Below are 22,918 nucleotides of genomic sequence, written 5' to 3' on the forward strand. Positions count from 1 at the left end.
AAAAACAACGATACACAGAAATAGGTATAACGATATACTAAAAGAAGCAACGAGATAAATATACTCCTGTGTTTAAAATGTGTCAAGTTTATGACTTTGTGATTTAAAAAAAGAAAAATGAAACAAAGAAATGATTGACTTGCTCAATAAAAAAAGAGAATTGCTGTACACAATTCTCCTTTTCACGATGAGGTAGAGGTTTCTCTGATATGAAGTTGAGGCTTTAAGATCAATCGCTGCAGCTCTTCATCCTGCTCGTTCATTTTATGATATAAAAGGTTCGCTGCTTTTACCCCGATGGACCGTGGGAATGAAGAGACAGTGGTGAGCGGCGGGTGATACATTTCCGCTTCAGGGATGTTATCGAATCCAACTACATCGATATCTTCACCAGGCTTGATGTCACGTGATGACAGTCCTTGAATGACCCCAAACGCAACTAAGTCACTAAAACAAAAAATAGCAGTAGGAGGATCGGGCTGATCGATGACTTGGGCGAGTGCTTCTTTCCCGCCTTCACGAGTCGGTTCCATATCAATAATAAGAGATTCATCAATTGTTAGGTTTGCCTCGTCGTGGGCTCTTTTGAACCCTTTCATTCGGTCGATCCAAGTCGAGGAGGTCTTGATGCCGCCTAAAAAGGCAATGCGCCGATGTCCCTTTTGAAGAAGATGATGGACCGCCATCCAAGCGCCTTGTTCATAATCAGCACCGACATAGTCACAATGCACATCCGCTAATTCACGATTTGCCAGTACTTTTGGGGTGCGAATTTGATTTAATTGTTTGACCGTCCGAGCAGAGCTTTTCGAAGCTGGGTTTAAAATGATCCCGCCAACTCGGTGCTCTACCATGGTAGAAATGAGCCGTTCCTGCTTATCGACACTGTCAAAGGTTGTCCCAAGTAAAACGGTATAGCCCAGTGATTCAAGTGTGGTTTGCACGCCGATTAAAAACTCAGAAATAAACGTGTTTGAAATATCCGTGACAATCACACCTACAATATTTGAACTTTTTGACCGCATGTTAGCAGCGACGCGGTCATACACGTATCCTAATTCCTCCATAGATTGCAGGACTTTTTTTCGAGTGGCTTCAGAGATTCTTGGGTTGTTTCGAACAACGAGTGAGGCCGTTGAAGTCGATACACCGGCATGACGGGCGACTTCCTGTAATGTGACACGCTGTTTGTTCATTTTTTTCATTTATCTTCACCAACTTCAATGGATTGCCTAACTTGGTTCATGGTCAGGATGGATTTCTACATCAAACGAGCCGAACATCTTTTGATTTATTATACCTTAATGAGGGGTATTGATGAAGTGAAGTCAGCTAGAGTGACAGAAATCATAAAAGATTTCCATTGACAGCTTTCTTCTAGAGGCGTAAAATATGAAATTATTCAGAAATAGCAACATTTTAAGTAAATAATGAAGGCTATGATTGCTGTGGGTCACACTATGGCAGGAGCAGCTTCTGGAGAGACCGCATGTATGTGCGGCGCCGAAGGGTTCACAATCTCAGGCAAAAGGACAGAAGAGTACGAAATATTGTATTTGTAATGCATGGATGACGCCGTGTATTGCTTTTCTCTATTTTGCTATTCTTTTATGACCGTGAGATTGGAGCGCATCCAATCTCTTTTTTTATGGACTTTTTGAGGGTTCATTATTTCAGTATAAGATCGTGTCGTAGGAGGGCGTTAGCATTGGCACAACAAGAATTAAAACGAGATTTATCAAACCGCCATGTTCAGTTGATTGCAATTGGCGGAACCATTGGAACTGGGCTGTTTTTAGGCTCTGGAAAGGCCATTCAATTGGCAGGTCCATCGATCATTTTTGCTTATTTAATTGTCGGAATGGCGATCTTTTTTGTCATGAGGGCACTTGGTGAATTACTCTTATCGAAGGCGGGCTATCAGTCATTAACCGATATTGCAGAGGACTATCTCGGTCCTTGGGCTTCCTTTGTGACAGGGTGGACATATTGGTTTTGCTGGATTATGACAGCGATGGCGGATGTCATTGCTGTCGGAGTGTATGTGCAGTACTGGTTTGACATCCCGCAATGGATTCCTGCCATCATTTGTTTGTTGATTTTACTAGGGTTTAATTTATTAACGGTGAAGCTTTTCGGAGAAATGGAATTTTGGTTTGCGTTGATTAAGGTCATTACGATTCTATTACTGATCGGCGTTGGAATTGTCCTTTTAATCATGGGTTTTCAAACAGATGCAGGTCCGGTGACGGTAACGAATCTTTGGTCACACGGCGGATTATTCCCGCATGGTGTCACAGGCTTCTTACTGTCATTCCAGATGGTAATCTTTGCGTATGTGGGAGTGGAACTAGTCGGTGTGTCCGCAGCAGAAACAGCCAATCCGCAAAAAAACATCCCGTCTGCGATTAATAAAATTCCTTTAAGAATTCTATTTTTCTATGTGGGTGCCATCTTTGTTTTACTATGTATCAACCCATGGACTGAGCTCAGTGCATCAGAAAGTCCTTTTGTAAAAACATTTGGGCTGATTGGGATACCAGTAGCAGCGGGACTTATTAATTTTGTTGTCTTAACGTCTGCGGCTTCAGCTTGTAATAGCGGTATGTTCTCAACAAGCCGTATTTTATATAATCTCAGTCATCAAAAACAGGGACCAGCTTCCTTTGGACGTCTGAACAAGCACGCTGTTCCAAGTAATGCACTATTCGTTTCAACGATTGTGGTATCGGTCGGTGCTCTTTTAAGCAAGCTGATTCCCGAACAAGCCTTTGGTATTGTCACAACCATCAGCGCCATTTGTTTCATTTGGGTATGGAGTATTATTTTAATTTGCCATTTGAAATATAAAAAAACACGGCCTGAACTGCATGCGGCATCTACTTTTAAAGCACCGTTCACACCTTTTGTGAACATTTGTGTTCTTGTGCTCTTTGCTGCCATTCTTGTGATCATGCTGTTTGCGGATGCAACACGTCCGGCGCTCTTATTAACACCGGTTTGGTTTGGTTTCTTATTATTGATTTATGCACGAAAGAAACGCCGTGCGTCATAATGGACGGAAAAAAGCACAGCCTTTGCATTAGGCTGTGCTTTTGTTCATTTAACGATTTCTAATCCTGAACATATAATTTGCATTCAAAATGATTAAAACAAGTCCAATCACCATGATTGAGAAGAGCTGAGAGTGATTGGCCCCAAGGGAATACACAATCAAAATAAACATGGCACCGATCAACAGGATATTCATCAATTGATATGTGTGAAACAGTCCGCCAAGCATCACATGCTTTTCACCTTCGTCAGAAATATCGAGCAGCTTTTTACTATAATCTTTGTCAGATGGGCTTGGTAGGTTGCGATTAGGGTAGACAAGCTTTAGAACGGATATCGCTACATAAGAACTGATAATGGTGACGATAAATAAAGTAACATTGACCAGAATCAGCCAAATAGGCTGCTCGGTTACGATGGCCATACCGATGGCAATAATGGACAAAATGGTACTCACCGTATTGGCTAACGTCAAATCAGTAAAGGTTCGATACTGTTTTGCTTCCAGTTCATCCTCCTCATCACCAGATACCGAAAGTGATACTCTTTTTTTCATACGTGAAATCCCTGAAAAACAATAAATAATCAATAGAATCGTCAATCCGCTGATGACAAGAGTCGCTTCGAATGCAACATCAAGAAGTGTCATCTCAAATTCGGCTGCCAGCAGACAGTAAGCGCCGAGAAAGCCAAGGAGAGCACCTAAGAGCATTTTGTATACAGTTTTCATGTGAGTTCATCCTCCTCGAATAGAAAAATACGTTCAATGGGTTCCTGAAAAATTCGTGAAAGCTTAACAGCGAGCAAGAGAGACGGCATTAATTCATCTCGTTCCATTAAGCTGATGGTCTGACGAGAAACCTTTGCACGCTTTGCAAGCTCAGTTTGGTTCAACCCATCACGCGCACGAAGCTCTTTTAGCCGATTTTTCATTCTGTCACCTCAACTTTGATCGAAATCTTTCTTTGATTGTAAAGCATTGTATTCAATTTGACAAGTATAGTTGTCAAATTGATAAAAATAATTGTCAGAAAGATCATCTTTAATCAAAAGGTGAACCATGATACGCTAAAGGAAAGAGAAACAGAAAACAGGTGATGTCCGTGTTCATTGACCAATTAAAAAATGACTTACATCAATCACAACCGTTATTTATTGGAGAAGAGACAGCGTTCAAAGCTGCGGTCCTTGTCCCTTTGGTGCAAGTAAACGGGGAATGGCATATATTATTTGAGGTGCGATCGCTGATCATGAGAAAACAGCCGGGTGATATTAGCTTCCCTGGTGGCAAACTCGACGGCAGCGAAACAGCACAGGAAGCTGCACTGCGAGAAACACATGAAGAGCTGGGTATTCCACCAGAATCGGTGGAGATTCTTGGACAGCTCAGTCCTTACATTGCTTCTCCATCCTTCGTGGTTTACCCATATGTCGGGATCATTGATGAACAAAAAGTGAAACACTCCTTCAATCAAGAAGAAGTAGAAGAGACCTTTACCGTGCCTCTATCATGGCTCAGCCAATATGAGCCGTACTTACATCATGTACCCGTTCAGCCAACACCAGCTGAGGATTTCCCTTATGAAAAAATCATGAATGGTGAGAAGTACCGCTGGGGGAGCCGATCGATAGAGGAATGGTTTTATGATTATGAAAACTACACCATTTGGGGATTAACAGCCCGCATATTAAAGCATTTTGTGACCGTTGCAAAAAGAAATTCCTAGAGATTCGCTCTCTAGGAATTTGTTGTTTTCAGCCGTTCTTTCGCTGTTTGTTTTTCTTTACCAATTGGAATAGGAGCTCTCGCTTGGCTCAGTCCGTAGGAAGGCATGTTCATATAGACGGATTCATACGAGCCGGCTTGAATTTGATAGGTTTCATGATAAATGCCCACTGCGTCATTGTTCTGAGCCCTCTGATGAAAGTTCTTCCAAGCCGCCAAATGTTTTTCCATCTTCGCATAGGCAAGGAGGTCATCTGTTGATTTCCAATATTGGATCATCGCTGTCGTGCGTAAGCCAAAGTAATTCTCTGTCCCGAGGAAACCAAGCTCATCTTGATGGGTATACAGCTCTTTGATCATGCCAGGCATCGCCATGAACACAGGCAGCCATTGATGAACCGCCCAGCGTTTGTTGATCCGCATGCCGATGATGAACACAACAATCGAGTCAGAATTTTCTGTTGTAAACCTGCCAGCACGTATGTCTTTTTTCATTCATTTACCCTTCCTTTTTCATCAAATGGGATGTTTCCACGCACCAATCAATTCCTGCTTGAGCCACTCTTTTTCCGTAATCTAAAGTAAACAGCCAATACTTCGCATCCGCTTCATCTGGATAAAGCTCTTGAATGTTTTCTTCAATCGAAACATAAGTCTTATAACGGATACGAAGCTGCCTTTCATAATCCTGTAGAAGCACCAGCTTTTTCTCAAACGAAAGATATTGACCGAAGAATAACTTTAATAACACTTCATTTCGTTCTGTTGGTAACTGATCGAGCGGCTGCGCTAACCACTGCCTTAACGTCTTCAGCCCTTTTTCAGTCAAATGATATTCCCGCTTGTCTGAGCGACCAGACGTAGAAGCGGGTGAAACCTCAGCAAGACCTTCCTCGACTATAAACTTTAAAGCTGGATAAATTTGTCCATAACTAATTTTCCAAAAATGATGCAAGCTCTTATCAATTAATTGCTTCACTTCGTACCCTGACTTACAATCTGTCGTTAAAATACCTAAAATTGCATACGTCGTATCATTGTATTTTTTCATATCAGCACACCTATCTAAAAGATATATCAATTAGATATATAATAAATTTGAAATGAATAAAAAGCAAGAAAATAATAATTGATAGATTTATATTTTTGAAATACAGGAGATAAATCATAAATATGGTAATATATACTTGATGTGTAAAGTACTTGCGCATCTATTCATAAAAGAATGGAGGGTGTACAAATGAAGTTGAGGAACATAGGAATATTGTTCATGATTGTTGCACTATTGATTGGTGTTGGAAGTTTTGGAGGAAACAAAGCATCTGCTAAAAAAGAATCACTGAATCAATCTTATGCATATGCTTATAAAACAAAGGACAATGTCAGTTGGCTGAAGGTGACTGAAAAGAAAGGCAAGGTCACGGGTTACCTAAACGGTAAGGGTGTTAAGATTGATCCAATTGAACCTTTTATGGTGAAAACAAAATACAAGCTAACGGGGAAAACCACCAAAAAAGGATACAAACTTAAAGTCCAACAAAAGAAGAAAACAATCGTATATGACATCTATTTTTCTGGAAAAGATCTCATGGTCAAAAAGCAAGGAGCAAAGAAAAGTAAACGCTATCAAGCTGTTGATGAGAAGAAATTAAAAGAATACAAAAAAGCCATAGATAAGCGCTATGATGAGTACGTGGATACAGCAGAAGACCGTTACTATGAGATCATAGGGAAATACACAGATAATTTAAATAAAGCCTACGGCTATCTGTATACAGCAAAAAACAATTCATATCAAATTTTCCTTGATATCGAAGAAGCCGTTTTTGAAGGGGATTTTTCAGGGGCTATTACAATCTCCAAAGCCACAGGGAAGAAAAGTAAGCCATTGAAAAAAGAAAAATATCAAGCAGTAGGAACCACAGGTTTTAAAAACTTTTGGGTATATCCCACACCAAAAATAAAGTGTGGCTTGTCTAAGATGATAGGGTCATCTGATGTAGAGGCTTCCTATATTGAGTTACCGATTTGGAAAAAGAATGAAAAAATGAAACTGAAAGCTGTGAATAAGAAACAATATCAAAAGCAAGAAGAAGCATTTAAAAATGCCGCAAAGAAAAAAGCAAAGAAAAAATAATGATAATAATTAAGTCAGATAGGACATTTGAGACTATCTGACTTTTTCGATTTAAATTTCCTCTAAAGTAAAATGAGGTCGTTTTGATGACATTAGACTTGTAAAAAAATATTTTTTAAATTCAAAAATATATGTTGACGCTTACATTAACTCAATATATACTAAAATCAAATCCAATATTGATAAATTAGACATGTGACTGGTCATGCAGGCAGGATCTAAAAACGATGAATTTCTTTAATTTGTCGTTTTAGGTCCTTTTTTTATTGCCGAAATATAGGTCTCATGTATGAGAAAAGGGGGAGAAAAAATGGATTACACACAGGTTGCCAAAGATGTTTTACAGCATGTAGGTGGCAAAGAAAACATTGCGCACCTTGAGCACTGTTCAACAAGACTTCGCTTCACACTGATTGATCAGAAGAAGGCAGATGTACCGGCTCTAGAAAAAACGCCAGGTGTCATAGCTGTCAGAATGTCAGGTCAATGCCAAGTGGTCATTGGGAATGACGTCATCGAAGTGTATCAAAAGTTAACAAGTTTAATAGGTAGCAGCTCATCAGGGAAAGACGCGCCTTCCAATCAGCCAAAAGAAAAAAGAAAAGCAGGCACAGTTCTGTTAGATTTCATTGTAGGTGTCTTCCAGCCGCTTGTTCCAGCTATCGCAGGCGGAGGGATTTTAAAATCATTTCTTCTCCTTTTCTCTTTATTAGGCTGGATGGATGCAAAGGGCCAAACCTATCAAATATTGAACATGGTAGGGGACGCACCTCTTTACTTCCTCCCTTTACTAGTCGCTGTAACGACTGCCAATAAACTAAAAGTAAACCCACTGGTCGCATTATCAGCAGTCGGTGCGCTCCTTCTTCCGAACATGACGGCTATGCTTACTGAAGGTGCGCAATTGATGACATTCGACGTAAAAAATATAGCTTATGCGTATCAAGTGTTCCCAGCAATCCTTTCTGTATTGCTTTACGCTCAAATGGAAAAATTCTTTACACGATTTTCACCAAAACCAATTCGGATTTTCTTTGTCCCAATGATGTCATTGGTCATTACTGTACCAGTTACGTTACTTCTATTAGGACCGATTGGTTTTACAGCAGGACAAGGTTTTTCATCCATCATTCTTGCAATGTTTAATACAGTAGGCTGGGTAGCTGTCGCAATTTTAGCAGCAGTCCTCCCATTCATGGTCGCATCAGGTATGCACAAAGCAATGGTCCCTTATGCAGTCACAACGATGGGAACCCTTGGGAAAGAAGCACTTTATTTACCAGCATCACTTGCGCATAATATTGCTGAAAGTGGAGCGTGTTTCGCTGTGGCACTACGCACAAAAGACAAGGTACTCAGATCAACAGCTATTTCGGCAGGGATTTCAGCATTTTTTGGCATCACAGAGCCTGCTTTGTATGGTGTGACACTTCAAAATAAGCGGGTCCTTGGAAGTGTCATGATTGGTTCGTTTGTTGGCGGAATCTTCATTGGATTAGTTGGTATACAAGCCTTTGTACTTGTTGGCCCTGGATTAGCAAGTATGTCGATGTTTATCTCAGATGAGCTCCCGCGAAATCTGATGTTTGCTGTCATTGGAGCAGTCATTTCGTTTATTGTCGCCTTTATCGCTGCTTTTGTATTAGGTAAGGATAAAACAGGAGAAGAAAAGACAAATGATCAAGCTGCATTTGCTGAACAAATTGGGGCAGGTGAAACATTCAAAAGCCCTGTGATTGGTCAAATGATCTCTCTATCTGAAGTAAAAGATGATATTTTCTCTTCAAAGGTCATGGGTGAAGGAATTGCCATAGTACCTTCAAAAGGAGCGCTTTATGCACCAGTAGATGGCGAGGTGACCTTGCTGTTCGAAACAAATCACGCACTTGGTATGAAAACGGACCAAGGGGTTGAAGTATTATTCCACATTGGCATCGATACCGTTCAGCTGGAAGGACAGTATTTTCATCCAAAAGTGCAGGCAGGAGAACGTGTTCAAGCAGGAGATTTACTGATTGAATTTGATGTAGAAAAAATCATAGCAGCAGGATATGATCCAGTTACACTTGCTGTAATCACAAATACAGATCAATATGATATAAAGGTACGGCCATTACAAGAGGTCAATCGTCAAGATACATTGATGGTTGTCACACAATTAGGAGGCTAATCATATGACAACAATTAAAGGTTTTCCAAAAGGATTTTTATGGGGCGGCGCCATTGCCGCCAACCAGGCAGAAGGCGCCTGGAATATAGATGGAAAGGGACCATCAGTTGCAGATATTGCAATGTATCGTTCCAATTTAAGTGTAGAAGATTATGAAGGACATCTTGCTGTTACTTCTGAAAATATAGATCGTGCAATAAAGGATCCAGACGATAAAAAGTACCCAAAACGCAGAGGTGTTGATTTCTATCATCACTATAAAGAGGATTTGGCTCTATTTGCTGAAATGGGCTTTAAAACACTTCGCATTTCTATTGCATGGAGCCGGATCTTCCCTACTGGAGAAGAAGCTGAACCGAATGAAAAAGGGCTGCAATTTTATGATCGTGTATTTGCCGAAATGAAAAAACTCAACATAGAACCGATTGTGACACTCTCTCATTATGAAATGCCTTTAGCCCTTAGTGTGAAATATAACGGCTGGGTTGAAAGAAAAGTGGTCGATCTCTTTGTGAAGTTCGCCAATGTTTGTTTCGAACGTTATCAACATGATGTGAAATATTGGCTCACTTTTAATGAAATTGATAGTATACACCGCCACTCATTCATTACTGCAGGAATTATTCCTGATCGTTGCCCAGAAGGAAAAGTAGAAGAGACGGTGTATCAAGCGCTTCATCATCAATTTGTCGCATCTGCTCTTGTAACAGCAGATTGCCATCGTATTATCCCAGGCAGCCAGGTTGGGTGTATGCTGACAAAATTGACAACGTATCCGCATACATGTCATCCGAATGATATGGAACAAGCCTTGAAACAAAACTTAGAAAACTACTTCTATGCAGATGTTCAGGTGTTTGGCGAATATCCGCCACTGATTACACGTATGCTTGAGAGAAAAAATATTCAAATTCATATGGAAGCAGATGATCTAACCATTCTAAAAGAAAACACAGTAGATTTTATCTCATTTAGCTACTATATGTCTTTAACTGAATCAGCCCAAGAAGGATTAGAACAGACAGAAGGGAATACGATTCGTGGAGTCAAAAACCCTTATCTTCCTTCAACTGACTGGGGCTGGCAAATTGATCCGGTTGGTCTGAAAATTTCTTTAATCGAATTGTATGATCGCTATCAAAAGCCTCTTATCATTGTCGAGAACGGAATGGGTGCAAAGGATGTAGTTGAAAGTGATGGCTCTATCCATGACGACTATCGTATTAACTATTTTAAAGAGCATTTCCGTCAGATGAGAGAAGCGATTGAAGAAGGCGTCGATCTCTTTGGATATACGAGCTGGGGCTCAATTGATATTATTAGTGCAGGTACATCACAAATGTCAAAACGCTATGGCTTCATTCACGTAGATCAAGATGATGATGGCAACGGAACCTTAAAACGATCTCGAAAAGACTCATTTTATTGGTACCAAAAAGTCATTGAGACAAATGGTGAATCGCTTGATTGAACACCACAATCATGAAAACAGGTGATGACGATGTTTAAAATCAAAAAAGTTTTAAACTCGAGTGTGGTCCTGGCTGAAGATCAGAACCATCAGGAGATGGTTTTGTTTGGCCGAGGGATTGGCTATGGACAGAAACCGGGTCAAATGATAGAAGAGAAAAAAGCGGACCAAGTCTTTATGTCAGTCGATAACTTGAGAGCAAAAGAATTTCTTCAACTGTTAGATTCAATGCCTCAAGAGTTTATCGATTTAACTCAGCACATCGTCCAATATGCAGAAAAACGGTTAAATTCAAATCTAAATTCAGGTGTTTATTTTACCTTAATGGATCATTTGAATTTTGCTGTCGAACGACATAAAAAGAATATTAATATGACGAATCGCGTGTACTGGGAAATCAAAAATTACTATACTGAAGAATTTGAAGTAGGGAAGTACGCACTTGAGTTAGTAAATGATACATTGGGCATACAATTACCAAAAGAAGAAGCCGCCAATATCGCCTTTCACTTAATTAATGCATTAGGTGAAGAATCTGATTCGAAAGATGGCATGAAATATGCCAAAATGATCGGGAGTATTGTCAATCTTGTGCGCTATACATTGAATATGAAAATGGACCAAGAGAATATTCATTACAGTCGGTTCATTACACATGTGAAGTTCTTTGTAGAAAGATTTTATGCAAATAAATTACTCTCAGATCAAGAAAATGAGTTGTTTGAACAAATTGCACACTTGTATCCTCAAGCGATGGATGTTGCTTTTAAAATCAAAGATTATATTAAACAGGTGCATAGTATCGTCATTCCTAATGATGAGCTTACTTATCTTGCGGTACATATACACCGCCTCATATCTTATCAGCAATTAAAATAATGGTGGAACCACTTGCCTTATGATCAGGCAAGTGGTTCTTTGCTATGACCAATTTTTATATTAAGTTCCGATAGGTCGTTCTGTTGTACCAGCATTCGTCTCATTTAACGAATTGAAAGACGCTGTTTGTCCAAAAACAACGATGGTTAAAGCGATGATCAATAAACTCATTTTTTTCATTAGAATTCCTCCAGTCAAGTATAGGATGGTTCCTGTGATAGGCTTCCTTTAAAAAGAGATAGGCTTGATGAATGTCATCCAAATCCTCAAAGTGTTTTGCAGCTAGAGCACTTAATTCACAGGCACCTTCAGCATCCTTTAATTCTTTTAGAATGCTGATTTCATCGAAACAGGCTTGAGCTTTTTGAACCATATCTTCAGTAAAATATAGATGGTAAAGCAAATTCATTTTTGCTGTATAGATGGGGCATTTCTCTGATTCATGTTTTTGGTTGACCAATTCGAAGTAATAGAGAGCTTGTGTTCTTTCATCAATAGAGAGCAGCTCTTTGACTAACATAAACATGGAGTGATGGAAATAGCACGATGAGAGGTAGTTTTCATCACTTAGAGCCTTTTCTAGGGCATCGATACATTTTTTCGATTCTCCAGCTTCGGCATACAGAATACTGATATTATGAAAAAGCTGTGAAGTTAGAAAATGATCATTTAGACTGTCAGCGATGTGTATTGCTTTTTTGTAGTAGTTTTCTGCTCTTATGAAGTCGTTAATGTCCATATAATTAGCAGCGGCGATAACAAAGGCTGTCGCTAGTCTTCTTTCATATCCTTCATGACTTTTGAAAATTTCTATAGCATTCTGAATATAGTGAAGAGAAATTAGGCTTTGACGAAGTAGCATATATAAGTTTGCGATTTTCGTATGAAATTCTGCTACTTCTATTTCATCCGGAATGTTTTGCAGTTTTTTCTCGGCAATTTTAAACAGTCCAATGGCTGATGCATAGTCCCTGTTATATGAAGCGTAAAGGGCTTTGTATAGGTAAAAATAGTATTCAATTAAATCGTTTGTTTTAGAGGGGCAATCTAGCTCTGTCTGTTCATTCAGTTTTTTACCTCTCCGTTCATATAACATGAGTTTATACTTGCCTTCTAGCAATGAATAATAAGTCAAGACCTCCTGATTCTCTTCCATTTCTTGAAGTAATTGCTTTAATTCTGTGTACATTGCGTTAGCACTGTGTACATCATGCTTGCGAATCGCAATTCGCCAATCATTTAAACGGTTCCCCACCTGTTCAGCAGAAATGATAGCCATGAAATTTCACCTCTTTAAGATCCTTTCACCTGTTTCACTAAAAACGATATCACAATTTTTGGAAGAATATAATCATTTCTGCGAGGTGATTGCCAAGAGGTAATAAAAAGGACCTAAGGTCATGTGATGTACGAAATTGTAATGGTGATTGAATGTTTTTACAAATGATTAAAATCTTTTTTTAGTCGTCTAAAAAAGGGATATATACATTGGGTTTTATAATTATGTTCGAAAATATCACTGGTATATTACAAATAAAGTGATTTTAGGTAAGGAATAGAGAAGTTGGAGGGTCGATCTATTAAAGAAAATCAGTTATGATGATGCTAGATCAAATTTGGAATAGAAACTGATAGAAGCAGACAAAAGTAAATGCCAATCACAAACACTAGTCTATTAGAAAGGACGTTGATATGAAAAAAAGATTTCAAATCTTAAACTGGCAAATCACAGTGATCATGACGACGCTGTTACTCGTTTTAGTGACTCTGTATATGTCAAAGAGATACTTTTATAGCAAAGAAATAGAGTTACTGACAGAATCTTGTCAACAAGTAGGCGGCAAAATCATATTAGAAACAAATCGTTTTTCGATGGATTATTCGTTTGAGTGCCAGAAAAAGTAGAACAGGCAGCTTTCTGCCTGTTTTTACTCCAATTACAAACCTAAATTTTGCAGCCATTGATTTAATCTAAATTCTCGATTCTCGGCAGTTGAGTCATCATATCTCCCTAAATGTAAGCTGGCTGTTATTTCTCCGTCATTCATAAACATGATTCTTTCAGAACGAAGAGCAACCTTTGGGTCATGTGTGACAAGCAGTAGTGTTGCTCCTTCAGAATGGATTTTCGAAAATATATTCATCACTTCCTTCGTTGCATTAGAGTTAAGAGCACCTGTTGGTTCATCAGCGAAAAGAATGTCTGGTTCATTCATAAGCGCTCGACAGATAGAGGCCCTTTGAAGCTGACCTCCTGATACTTCTGACAAATATCGATCTGCTAAATGATCAATATCAAGTTTTTCCATTAAATATCCAGCTCGTTCATTCACTTCTTTTCTTGGCTTTTTCTTTGTTAAGTAAGCGGCAGCAATGATGTTGTCAAATAGATTAAGATTTTTTAGTAAGTGGCTGTGTTGAAAGACAAATCCCATATCTGTTAAGCGCAGAGCAGTTAACTGTTTGTCTGTCATTTCTGATAGTAATCGGCCTTTATATTTGATCTCACCTGTTGAGGCTGTTTCTATCCCGCTAAGTTGATAAAGCAAGGAAGTTTTCCCGCATCCGGAAGGTCCCATAATGGTCACAAATTCCCCAGGCTTTATCGATAAATGGATATCTTTAAGAATGATTTGTTTCTGTCCTTTTAAAGAATCGATTTGCAAAGACAATCGCTTTGTTTCAATCAAGTGTTCCATGTGAAACATCTCCTTATGAAAGTGTATGACGTGTAGTTTGATTAGTAAAAAACGTCTTCAATAACGAAGCGGTTAAAGCTAAGCTGACAATCAACAGTGTGATTGGGTACACAACTGACACCCATTGTGGTGCCAGCCACTGCAGGCTTGATGCCCCTAGGGAGGCTCCACCTACACTCATCAAAGCTGGTCCAATCGTATGGACAGCGATCGTACCAATAAAGGCGCCCAAAGAGATAACGACGATAAAACTTGTGATATATTGTGCTGTTACATCTTTTTTAGAAAATCCAATCATTCTTAACATGTGGTTTCGACTTGAATCTTTCGTCTTTAACATGTGCAGAAACATGAATAGCATCAAACTGGCGGTTCCAAAAGCAGCTAATGTAGACAAAAATGCAACGATTTTTACTAAAGAGGCCGTGCTGCCGATTGTTTGATGAACGTATTCTTTCATATCTGTCACTTTTGCAGGAGATATCCCTTTTTCAAATACTGTCTTTTTCTCCGCAATTTCTACTCCTTGTTTTAGTTGGATTTGAATGGTTTTCCAAAGGGCTGATTGGGAAAATGGCTGTGATATTGCTTTGGCTGTTTTGCCGCCGTTGGTGACATCCTGATAAATGCCAGTCACTGTTTTTTGAATTTCATGCCCGTTTGTTACGAGAGTGATTTTTTCTCCTACCTTTTTCTGGAGTGAATCTGAACTTAGTACTGATAAGGCAATTTCTTTATTCTTTAAAGGCTGTCGCCCTTGTAAATAGGTGAGAGGAAATGCTGAGAGATCACCTGTTTCTAAATAGAGTGTTTCTAATGTATTCTCCTTTGATTTTGCCTGAAGAGAAGTTGTTTCATATATGGCTGATGTATGAATATCCCGATCTTCACGAATCATTGATTCTATTTCATTTGTATTTTCCTCTAGATGATTTCCTTGTCGTATATCAATTCGAAGGTCACTTTGACCAGAGCCAAGATATGTGATGAAATTCGGTGATTGTAAGGTGTGCCATAGCTGAATAGGCAGCAGCATCAAAAATGTACAAAGCGCGATAATACAAGTAATCGTTGTGTACAACTTCTTTCGTGATAACAGATCTTTTAAACCAAGCCAAATATTGACCGGTATGAACCTGTTTTTCTTGAGATGTAGGGGTATTAGTTTTTTTTTATCATTCGTTGAAATGGCGGCGCCTTGAAGTGCTTGAGCAGCTGATACTTGACCAAACTTTCTTAGGACAGTATAGCTGCAAGAAATGACGATCATTGCCATCACAATAGAAACACAAAGCGGGATGAACCAAGAAGTAAAAGAAGGCTGATTCCCCATGTAGCGCTGAATATTGGTCGTAAACAAATCACCAAATAAAAGCGTTAACCCATATCCTGCTATACACCCTACACAAGCAAGCACGGCATACTTTCCAACGTATAATTGCTTGATTCTTGTTAAAGGAATCCCAAGCACCTTCAGTATTCCAATTTCACGTTCATCCTCTTCTATAGAAGCTGTCATAGCAAGATGGAGAGAGAGGAGGGCTATACCGATAAGTAGCATGCAAACAAGCAGGAGAATGGCAATCACCAGTCCATCTGTCAATGCATTCAGCATACGGAGCAAAGGTAATGTGACAGCTGGACCTTGCTGTGGAAGCTGTGATGACTGGTAGATTGCTTGAAAGGCATCTGCCTGAGCGGCATCATGCAGTAAAAATTCAATTAAATATTCCTTTTTATGAAACACTTGATTCATTGCGTCCCAATCCTTGTGATGAAGAAGGAATCTTTTCGAACTAACAAGACTGGGGTTCATTTGTGCATCTCGCAAGAACGCTTTGATGCGGAAAGAGAATTGATTAGACCCTTTCCCAATCAGTAACGTTTCTCCTATCTTGAGATGATACTTTTGTTGAAAATAGATAGGGACAGCCACTTCACCTTTATTGACAGTGAGCTTTTCATTTTGTTCATTTAAAAGAAAATCAAAATGACGATTTTGTTTCACAAATAAATGATCCATCACACCTGCTTTGGCGGGTTCATGTCCGAACTTGATGTTTGCATGTTCAATTGGAATCATTGGGACGATTTGATGTGCTTTTACCATGGACTGCTTGTTTGAAAATGCTTCAATGTCTTTTTCATTTAGGCTGCCGTCATGCATTTGGACAAAATCTGGTGCCTTGGCTGAATGGAGCAGATTAGAAATGGAACCATTCAGCTGTACTGTCATTTGAGCGGCGTTTGTTGCGAGAAATGATGTCAACATAATACAAATGGTTAAACCGATGGAAATGAGACGGTGGCGGGTTAAGTCTTTCTTTATAAACGTCAGTCTCATGAGGCTGATTCTCCTTCATGTTGAAGCATATTTTTTGTTAAGTAGGCAAGGGCAAACATGAAAGTGCTGACTATTAGCACCGTCACATACATGTTGGCTGAAAACGTATTGAACAAGAATCCATACATCATTTGACCAAGCGGGGCAGCACATTGAGAAACCATTGTCAGGTTCGCCATCACTTTTCCTAATTGACTATTTGGCGTTTTCTTTTGAACATGTGAAATTACAACGATTGAGATCATTGTAAGCAGCATAGCAATTGGAAGACATCCTGCTAGAAAGAGAAAATAAGCTGGATAAGTGCCAAATTGAAGAGCTGTGTTGGATGTTGAGAATGCGACAGGTAGCAAGATGATCGCGATGACGATCAGCCAGCGATATAAAGTAGGTATCTGCCAATGCTTTGCTACAAGTCCAACTAGCAGAGCCCCTGCGATCACAGCGAACTCAATCAAGCCCATGCCTATTCCATACATGATGTCACTGCTTTTCATTGTGACCCTTAAAATGATTGGACCACCCACGATAAAAAATGGCGTGAGGATGAAATTTAACATTGCAGCAAGCAGCATGGCTCTTTTTAAAAATGGCTGACTGCCAATATAGGAAAATCCCTGTTTCATATCTATTATGAGCACTTTGCCCATAGTTTCCGTTAGCGGGCTAGGTGAGAAGGATATGTTTAACCGTAAAAGCATGCATGCTGATAGAAAAAACACGATAGCACTGGCACCTATGATGGATTGACTTCCAATCAGTCCGTACAGAACCCCGCCGATAATAGGAGCGAGAACACCTGAAAGTGCCTGCACGCCATTGACGATTCCGTTTGCTTGTTCTAATTGTTCCTGTTTTACTAACTGTGGAATGCTGGACATCACAGCAGGAGCATAGAACGTACTCATCACACCAAGAAGCACCATGACCGCTCCGATCATATAGAGTGAATCATTTCCTGAGAATAACCAAAAATAAAAAGCCAGAATCATGATGCCGGTGAGAACATCAAATAAAATCATCAAGTTCCTTCTGTTAAACCGGTCAGCGATTGCTCCTGCTAAGGGAGAAAGAAGGAGTGGGACATTGGATAAAGCGAATAGTAAGGCATATAAGTCAACACGCTGCGTCATATCCAGTACGTGTAAAGATAGAACAAACCGAATTAAGGAAGAACCAAAAACGGAAATAATTTGTCCGAGAACGAGGTACATAAAGTGGGATGAACCTCTTTTGGATAACAAAGTCATGAGTATCACTCTCCTTTTAGACCGACCGTCAGTCTATAATGTATGCAGGATTGGTATTGAAGTGACCAATCACTAATTCTTTTCATCCAGCTCTCCAGTTAATCGCTTTAGAAGAAAGGAGAAGCTCCCCTTTTCTGCATGTAATGAGGATTCGAGGATATCGATAAAAGCTAGAGCGCGCTGTATACTTTCTTCGGCTGTCCATTGAAAAAGGCCCTCATCAAATATGACCTGCGCAGAAGCAAGAAGGAATTCAACCGTTTCTTGCGGGAACTTTGTTTTGAATGTTCCTTCTTCCACCCCTTGCTGAATGACGTCTGCCAATACGGGTGATAGTTCTTTAATCGCTTTGATTAAGCTTTTTTGGTGCATCTCTGCATTAGAAGGCTGATGGAATTGTTCAATCATCCCCTGTTTATTGCTTCCTTGCTGAGGCGATTGTGCCATGATGATACGAAATAGTTTGTCGACGACTGGAAGGTCTGGCTCAGCCGCAATACGCTTTGCCACGATGATATCTGCTTTGATGATCCTGTCAATAATGGCATCCATCACTTCTTCTTTGGATGAAAAGTAATAATAAAAAGTGCCTTTTGCAATGCCAACAGCTTTCAGAATGTCGATAATCGTTGTTTGCTGATAGCCTTTGGTAGAAAAAAGCTCTTCGGCTGCGTTTAAGATGTCATTTTTACGTTCTTCAGGATGTTTAACGGTTCTCATAAAGCCATCCTTTCTTTTGACTAGACTGTCGGTCGATCCTTTGATTTGATTAAACACTTTTCAATGTCCCTTTGTCAATGCCTCATTTTTGAACACTTTGCATTTATTGTGCAATGACACTATGATACATTGAATGAAAACAGCCTCAGGAGAGATGCCTCATGCAATTTTTAACTGCTGAATTGGCGCAAGAAATGGTTGAACGTACGATGCGTATTTTAGATAAAAACATTAATGTGATGAATGCAGATGGTGTCATAATTGGTTCTGGTGAACGAAACAGGATTGGTCAGAAACATGATGGTGCACGACTTGTGCTGACAAGCGGGAACAGTATGGAAATTGACCATGAGGCGTCCTTACGCTTAGAAGGAGTGAGACCTGGAATCAATTTGCCTATTTGCTTTCGTGAACAAGTAGTTGGTGTGATTGGAATTACTGGTGAGCCAGAGGACATTCGGCATCATGCCGAGCTGGTGAAAATGGCAGCTGAGCTTGTGTTAGAGCAGTCTTTTCTGCTTGAACGAATTCAGTGGCGGCAAAGAATAGAGAGTGAAATTGTCAATCAGTTAATTTCTGATTCGGACGTTGGTGATCATCAGCTAAAGAACCGAGCTGCATGGCTGGGAATGGATTTAGATAAGCGCCGAATGGTCATCGTTTTTCAGCCAGTTCCATCCTCGGAAGACGCTGTGCATAAAATGATGCATGCGATTCAATACGATAAGAATGCGGATGATTTGCTTGGCATGACCTTTCGTCATGAATTGGTTCTTTTAAGGCAGCCGATCCCTGATCATCGTTTAAAGCATGTGGCAGGGCAGCTGCAAAGAACAATGGAAAAAGCAGTAGGAGGTCAGGTGCTGGTGGGGATAGGGACTGTCGCTGACGACATAAGCCGGCTGCCATTGTCTTTTGAGCACGCAAGAGATGCCTTGAGGTTGGGGAAAACTCTTGATCCCGAGGAGAGTATTTATTTTTTTAAATCTTATCAGTTGGAAAGGCTATTCCTCACTGCAGGAGCTGTTGAAGAGGAGATTAGATGGACTGACTTTTACAACCCATTAACACAGGAAGCGGAGCTCGCCCAAACATTAAGGATTTACATTGAAGAGGGCGGTGATTTACAAAGAATTGTTGATCGTTTATTTATTCACCGGAATACTTTGCGATATCGTTTAGATAAAATTCAAGCATTGACCGGAAAAAATCCCCGTCATGTGAAACAGTTGATGGAGCTTTATATGGCGCAGTTGATGAGTCAACTATCTTGATTGTGCATATGCACAATGGAATGAAGGGATAAATTAAAAAAATTCATCTAGATTCACAACCCGATCCCCACTAGTAAACGCTTACAATTGGAGAAAGACATTTTGGGGGAGATCGAGGATGAGTGGAGATGTGACAGTAAGTACACTGGGAGCCGTGACGGCGCTTGTGATAGCGATTGTTCTTATTCTAAAAAAAGTATCACCTGCATATGGCATGCTGGCAGGTGCCTTCATAGGCGGCTTGGCAGGCGGTGTAGATATTGTTCAGACCGTCAACGTCATGATGGAAGGCGCTAAGGATATGATTCCGGCTGTCCTCAGAATTATGGCGGCAGGTGTACTAGCTGGCGTTTTGATTGAGTCGGGTGCAGCTTTAACTATCGCCGAGGCTATCGTGAAAAAGCTTGGAGAGGCGAGGGCGTTATTAGCACTCGCACTGGCAACCATGATTTTAACAACAGTGGGCGTTTTTGTAGATGTAGCTGTTATCACGGTAGCGCCCATTGCACTTGCCATTGCCAAACGGGCAAAGCTGTCGAAAACGGGGATTCTACTTGCCATGATTGGAGGCGGGAAGGCAGGGAATATCATGTCACCGAATCCGAATGCCATTGCCGCTTCTGATGCTTTTGGTGTACCGCTTACTTCAATGATGGCTGCGGGTGTCATCCCGGCTGTGTTTGGATTGGCTGTTACATATGTGTTAGCCAAAAAGCTTGCAAAAAAAGGGACACCTGTTCTTGAAGAGGAAACTGCGCAAAGCAAAGTTCAAGTGCCAGCTTTTTTTCAAGCACTTGCGGGTCCGCTTGTCACCATTTTATTGTTGGCTTTAAGACCGCTTTTTCAAATCAATATAGACCCAATGATCGCCTTACCGATCGGAGGCATTGTAGGCGCTCTTTTCATGAAAAAAGGGAAGTTTCTCAATGATTATGCGATATCGGGGCTTCATAAAATGTCGGGTGTAGCGATTATGTTATTAGGGACAGGCACACTAGCAGGAATTGTATCGAATTCTTCCTTAAAAGATGTGTTTATTCAAGCACTCGATGCATCGGGATTACCTCCGTATTTACTTGCACCAGCTTCAGGGATATTTATGTCAGCCGCCACCGCTTCGACAACAGCAGGAACGGCGGTAGCGAGTGGCGTATTTAGCGGTACATTAATTGGCCTTGGCGTATCTGCTCTTTCAGGAGCAGCCATGATTCATGCTGGGGCAACAGTGCTAGATCATATGCCGCACGGGAGCTTTTTCCATGCCACAGCAGGAAGTGTTCAAATGGACATCAAAGAGCGGTTGAAACTCATGCCATTTGAATCGTTAATTGGTTTGACATTAACCGTCGTATCGACCATTATATTCGGCGTTTTCCAGTTGTTTGGCTGATGACATTTGATAAGAAACGAGGGGCTTTAGGATGAAAATTGTGATTGCACCAGATTCATTTAAAGAAAGTTTATCTGCATATGAGACAGCATGTGCCATTGAACGAGGATTTCATGCGATTTTGCCAAACGCTGAATATATCAAACTTCCAATGGCAGATGGAGGAGAGGGAACTGTTCAATCGCTAGTTGATGCGACGGGCGGGCACATTGTCAATCAAGTGGTCACAGGCCCGCTTGGGGAGCCTGTTGATGCCTTTTTTGGCATGTTAGGGGACGGTCAGACTGCCGTCATAGAGATGGCCGCAGCCTCTGGGTTACACCTTGTTCCGCAAGAAAAACGCAATCCCTTATTCACGACATCGAGAGGAACAGGGGAATTAATGCTTGCGGCACTGGATCAAGGAGCGAAGCATGTCATCATTGGGCTTGGCGGAAGTGCAACAAATGATGGCGGCGTTGGGATGATGCAAGGATTAGGTGCGGCTTTTCTTGATAATGCAGGACAGGATCTGTCGCCAGGCGGTGGAACCCTTCATCAATTAGCTTCTATTGATCTATCTGGACTTGACCCAAGACTGCAATCCGTTCGGCTGGAGGCAGCTTGTGATGTGGACAATCCTTTAACGGGTGAAAGAGGAGCATCTGCTGTATTTGGTCCTCAAAAGGGTGCTGATAAAGAAACGGTTCAAGTGTTAGATAAAAACTTAGCTCATTTTGCACAAGTAGCAGAAAAACAGTTCAATGTATTTTTTGAAGGTGTAGCAGGGGCAGGAGCGGCAGGAGGACTTGGTGCGAGTTTATTAGGCTTTTTACACGCCGATTTGCAAAGAGGAATTGATATTGTGCTGAAGGCAGTTCATTTTGATGATGTCATCAAGGAGGCAGACCTTGTCATTACTGGGGAAGGCCGGATTGACCAGCAGACCATTTATGGAAAAACGCCAATTGGTGTAGCCAAAGCAGCAAAGCAGTATCACCTGCCTGTGATTGGTATTGCGGGCTCCCTCTCAAAAGACAGTGCAGTTGTACATGAGCATGGAATTGATGCACTTTTTAGTATCGTTCCAGGTGTAACTTCTCTTTCTGAGGCGATGAGAGATGGGGCTCTTCATGTAGAGAGAACCGCTCGGAATATTGCGGCTGCTATATCAATTGGAAGAAATAAGTAAACGTTGAAAAATGTTTCCTTTTCTATCACATTCCTTTCTATAGAAATGTGGTAAAATTGTATGAAATAAAATAGAAAGTTGGAGGAAACACAAATGTCTAATCTACCGAATTGTCCTTCATGCAGTTCACCTTATACTTACGAGGATGGCAGTCTGCTGGTTTGTCCTGAATGTGCGCATGAATGGTCACTTGAACAAGAACAAGCGGCAGAGGACCAGCTTGTTGTCAAAGATGCGAATGGGAATCTGTTAAATGATGGGGACACGGTCTCTGTCATCAAAGATTTAAAAGTAAAAGGTTCTTCTTCCGTTTTAAAAATAGGGACGAAGGTCAAAGGCATTCGTTTAGTAGAAGGCGATCATAACATTGATTGTAAAATTCCTAGCTTTGGCGCAATGAAGTTAAAATCAGAGTTTGTGAAAAAGGTATAATAACGAAAGGAGGCTGTCAGTAAGAGGCCTCTTTTTATTTCTTTATTTATAGGTGAAAGGAATAATCTTAAACAGAATTCCATACATATATACCTGTTGAAAAAGGTTCATTTTTTAAAAAAATCAAGCCTCTTTTCACATAAAAAATTGCTGTTTTCTTAACCCTACCTTAAAAAAGGCAGATGATTCGCTAAATTTTGG

General features: G+C 40.4%; 21 protein-coding genes and 1 riboswitch. Of the genes, 11 read left to right on the forward strand and 10 right to left on the reverse strand.

All coding sequences use genetic code 11. The features are described 5' to 3' along the window. Nucleotides 1-182: 182 nt before the first annotated feature. Nucleotides 183-1,205 (reverse strand): LacI family DNA-binding transcriptional regulator, encoded by a 1,023-nt coding sequence (locus C6Y07_RS08045; protein WP_066031496.1) that lies wholly within the window; start codon nucleotides 1,203-1,205, stop codon nucleotides 183-185. Nucleotides 1,206-1,466: 261 nt separating this feature from the next. Beyond that, nucleotides 1,467-1,546: riboswitch (glycine riboswitch) on the forward strand. A 162-nt stretch (nucleotides 1,547-1,708) separates the two neighbouring features. Here C6Y07_RS08045 and C6Y07_RS08050 point away from each other — a divergent pair. Further along, a complete protein-coding gene (locus C6Y07_RS08050) occupies nucleotides 1,709-3,055 on the forward strand; it encodes an amino acid permease (protein ID WP_060597654.1) in 1,347 nt (448 codons plus the stop codon). Nucleotides 3,056-3,103: 48 nt separating this feature from the next. On the opposite strand, the gene C6Y07_RS08055 is transcribed toward C6Y07_RS08050, so the two are convergent. Together C6Y07_RS08055 and C6Y07_RS08060 are read right to left on the reverse strand one after the other, a co-directional pair. Further along, complete coding sequence (locus C6Y07_RS08055) at nucleotides 3,104-3,784, reverse strand: DUF3169 family protein (protein WP_066031497.1); 681 nt, start codon at nucleotides 3,782-3,784, stop codon at nucleotides 3,104-3,106. Beyond that, the gene (locus C6Y07_RS08060; protein WP_034323321.1) at nucleotides 3,781-3,987 is read right to left on the reverse strand and encodes a helix-turn-helix transcriptional regulator; all 207 of its coding nucleotides are present in this window, start codon (nucleotides 3,985-3,987) and stop codon (nucleotides 3,781-3,783) included. Before C6Y07_RS08060 ends, C6Y07_RS08055 begins: the two co-directional genes overlap by 4 nt. Before the next feature lie 170 nt (nucleotides 3,988-4,157). On the opposite strand from C6Y07_RS08060, the gene C6Y07_RS08065 reads away from it, so the two are divergent. Beyond that, nucleotides 4,158-4,781 carry an NUDIX hydrolase gene (locus C6Y07_RS08065; RefSeq protein WP_066031498.1) on the forward strand — a complete coding sequence of 208 codons (624 nt, stop codon included), beginning with the start codon at nucleotides 4,158-4,160 and terminating at the stop codon, nucleotides 4,779-4,781. 11 nt (nucleotides 4,782-4,792) lie between these two features. Here C6Y07_RS08065 and C6Y07_RS08070 read toward each other — a convergent pair whose 3' ends face one another. Next, nucleotides 4,793-5,275, reverse strand: coding sequence for a DUF4188 domain-containing protein (locus C6Y07_RS08070; protein WP_066031499.1), 483 nt, complete (start codon nucleotides 5,273-5,275; stop codon nucleotides 4,793-4,795). Nucleotides 5,276-5,279: 4 nt separating this feature from the next. Then, nucleotides 5,280-5,831, reverse strand: a complete 552-nt coding sequence (locus C6Y07_RS08075; protein WP_060597650.1) for a PadR family transcriptional regulator — start codon at nucleotides 5,829-5,831, stop codon at nucleotides 5,280-5,282. A gap of 219 nt (nucleotides 5,832-6,050) precedes the next feature. Here C6Y07_RS08075 and C6Y07_RS08080 point away from each other — a divergent pair, with 219 nt between their 5' ends. The 4 genes from C6Y07_RS08080 (at nucleotide 6,051) to C6Y07_RS08095 (ending at nucleotide 11,437) form a co-directional block, all read left to right on the forward strand. After that, entirely contained in the window at nucleotides 6,051-6,917 is an 867-nt protein-coding gene (locus tag C6Y07_RS08080; protein WP_052004378.1) for a hypothetical protein, read from the forward strand. Between the two features lie 310 nt (nucleotides 6,918-7,227). Then, the gene (locus C6Y07_RS08085) at nucleotides 7,228-9,087 is read left to right on the forward strand and encodes a beta-glucoside-specific PTS transporter subunit IIABC (RefSeq protein WP_106036356.1); all 1,860 of its coding nucleotides are present in this window, start codon (nucleotides 7,228-7,230) and stop codon (nucleotides 9,085-9,087) included. A 4-nt stretch (nucleotides 9,088-9,091) separates the two neighbouring features. Then, nucleotides 9,092-10,558 carry a glycoside hydrolase family 1 protein gene (locus tag C6Y07_RS08090; RefSeq protein WP_106036357.1) on the forward strand — a complete coding sequence of 489 codons (1,467 nt, stop codon included), beginning with the start codon at nucleotides 9,092-9,094 and terminating at the stop codon, nucleotides 10,556-10,558. Nucleotides 10,559-10,588: 30 nt separating this feature from the next. Further along, complete coding sequence (locus C6Y07_RS08095; RefSeq protein WP_106156544.1) at nucleotides 10,589-11,437, forward strand: PRD domain-containing protein; 849 nt, start codon at nucleotides 10,589-10,591, stop codon at nucleotides 11,435-11,437. Between the two features lie 100 nt (nucleotides 11,438-11,537). Here the strand turns inward: C6Y07_RS08095 and C6Y07_RS08100 are convergent, their stop codons facing one another. Beyond that, nucleotides 11,538-12,716, reverse strand: coding sequence for a response regulator aspartate phosphatase (locus C6Y07_RS08100; protein ID WP_106156546.1), 1,179 nt, complete (start codon nucleotides 12,714-12,716; stop codon nucleotides 11,538-11,540). A 413-nt stretch (nucleotides 12,717-13,129) separates the two neighbouring features. Here C6Y07_RS08100 and C6Y07_RS08105 point away from each other — a divergent pair, with 413 nt between their 5' ends. After that, complete coding sequence (locus tag C6Y07_RS08105) at nucleotides 13,130-13,342, forward strand: hypothetical protein (RefSeq protein ID WP_066031504.1); 213 nt, start codon at nucleotides 13,130-13,132, stop codon at nucleotides 13,340-13,342. Between the two features lie 32 nt (nucleotides 13,343-13,374). Here the strand turns inward: C6Y07_RS08105 and C6Y07_RS08110 are convergent, their stop codons facing one another. The 4 genes from C6Y07_RS08110 to C6Y07_RS08125 form a co-directional block, all read right to left on the reverse strand. Continuing rightward, nucleotides 13,375-14,136 carry an ABC transporter ATP-binding protein gene (locus C6Y07_RS08110; RefSeq protein WP_106156548.1) on the reverse strand — a complete coding sequence of 254 codons (762 nt, stop codon included), beginning with the start codon at nucleotides 14,134-14,136 and terminating at the stop codon, nucleotides 13,375-13,377. A gap of 13 nt (nucleotides 14,137-14,149) precedes the next feature. After that, on the reverse strand, nucleotides 14,150-16,480 hold the full coding sequence (locus tag C6Y07_RS08115) for an FtsX-like permease family protein (protein WP_106156550.1): 2,331 nt from the start codon (nucleotides 16,478-16,480) through the stop codon (nucleotides 14,150-14,152). After that, a complete protein-coding gene (locus C6Y07_RS08120) occupies nucleotides 16,477-17,730 on the reverse strand; it encodes an MFS transporter (protein WP_106156552.1) in 1,254 nt (417 codons plus the stop codon). Before C6Y07_RS08120 ends, C6Y07_RS08115 begins: the two co-directional genes overlap by 4 nt. Before the next feature lie 72 nt (nucleotides 17,731-17,802). After that, nucleotides 17,803-18,450, reverse strand: a complete 648-nt coding sequence (locus C6Y07_RS08125; RefSeq protein ID WP_066031508.1) for a TetR/AcrR family transcriptional regulator — start codon at nucleotides 18,448-18,450, stop codon at nucleotides 17,803-17,805. 161 nt (nucleotides 18,451-18,611) lie between these two features. On the opposite strand from C6Y07_RS08125, the gene C6Y07_RS08130 reads away from it, so the two are divergent. The 4 genes from C6Y07_RS08130 (at nucleotide 18,612) to C6Y07_RS08145 (ending at nucleotide 22,717) form a co-directional block, all read left to right on the forward strand. Beyond that, nucleotides 18,612-19,724, forward strand: a complete 1,113-nt coding sequence (locus C6Y07_RS08130) for a CdaR family transcriptional regulator (RefSeq protein ID WP_106156553.1) — start codon at nucleotides 18,612-18,614, stop codon at nucleotides 19,722-19,724. A gap of 118 nt (nucleotides 19,725-19,842) precedes the next feature. Beyond that, nucleotides 19,843-21,114: a GntP family permease gene (locus C6Y07_RS08135; RefSeq protein ID WP_106156555.1), complete on the forward strand. Its 1,272-nt coding sequence runs from the start codon at nucleotides 19,843-19,845 to the stop codon at nucleotides 21,112-21,114. 31 nt (nucleotides 21,115-21,145) lie between these two features. Next, on the forward strand, nucleotides 21,146-22,285 hold the full coding sequence (locus C6Y07_RS08140) for a glycerate kinase (RefSeq protein WP_106156557.1): 1,140 nt from the start codon (nucleotides 21,146-21,148) through the stop codon (nucleotides 22,283-22,285). A gap of 93 nt (nucleotides 22,286-22,378) precedes the next feature. Beyond that, entirely contained in the window at nucleotides 22,379-22,717 is a 339-nt protein-coding gene (locus tag C6Y07_RS08145) for a zinc ribbon domain-containing protein YjdM (protein ID WP_060597637.1), read from the forward strand. Nucleotides 22,718-22,918: the final 201 nt, after the last annotated feature.

Origin of the sequence: Bacillus sp. LNXM12-1, from assembly GCF_003004375.1 — a bacterium.
GTDB lineage: Bacteria > Bacillota > Bacilli > Bacillales > Bacillaceae > Bacillus.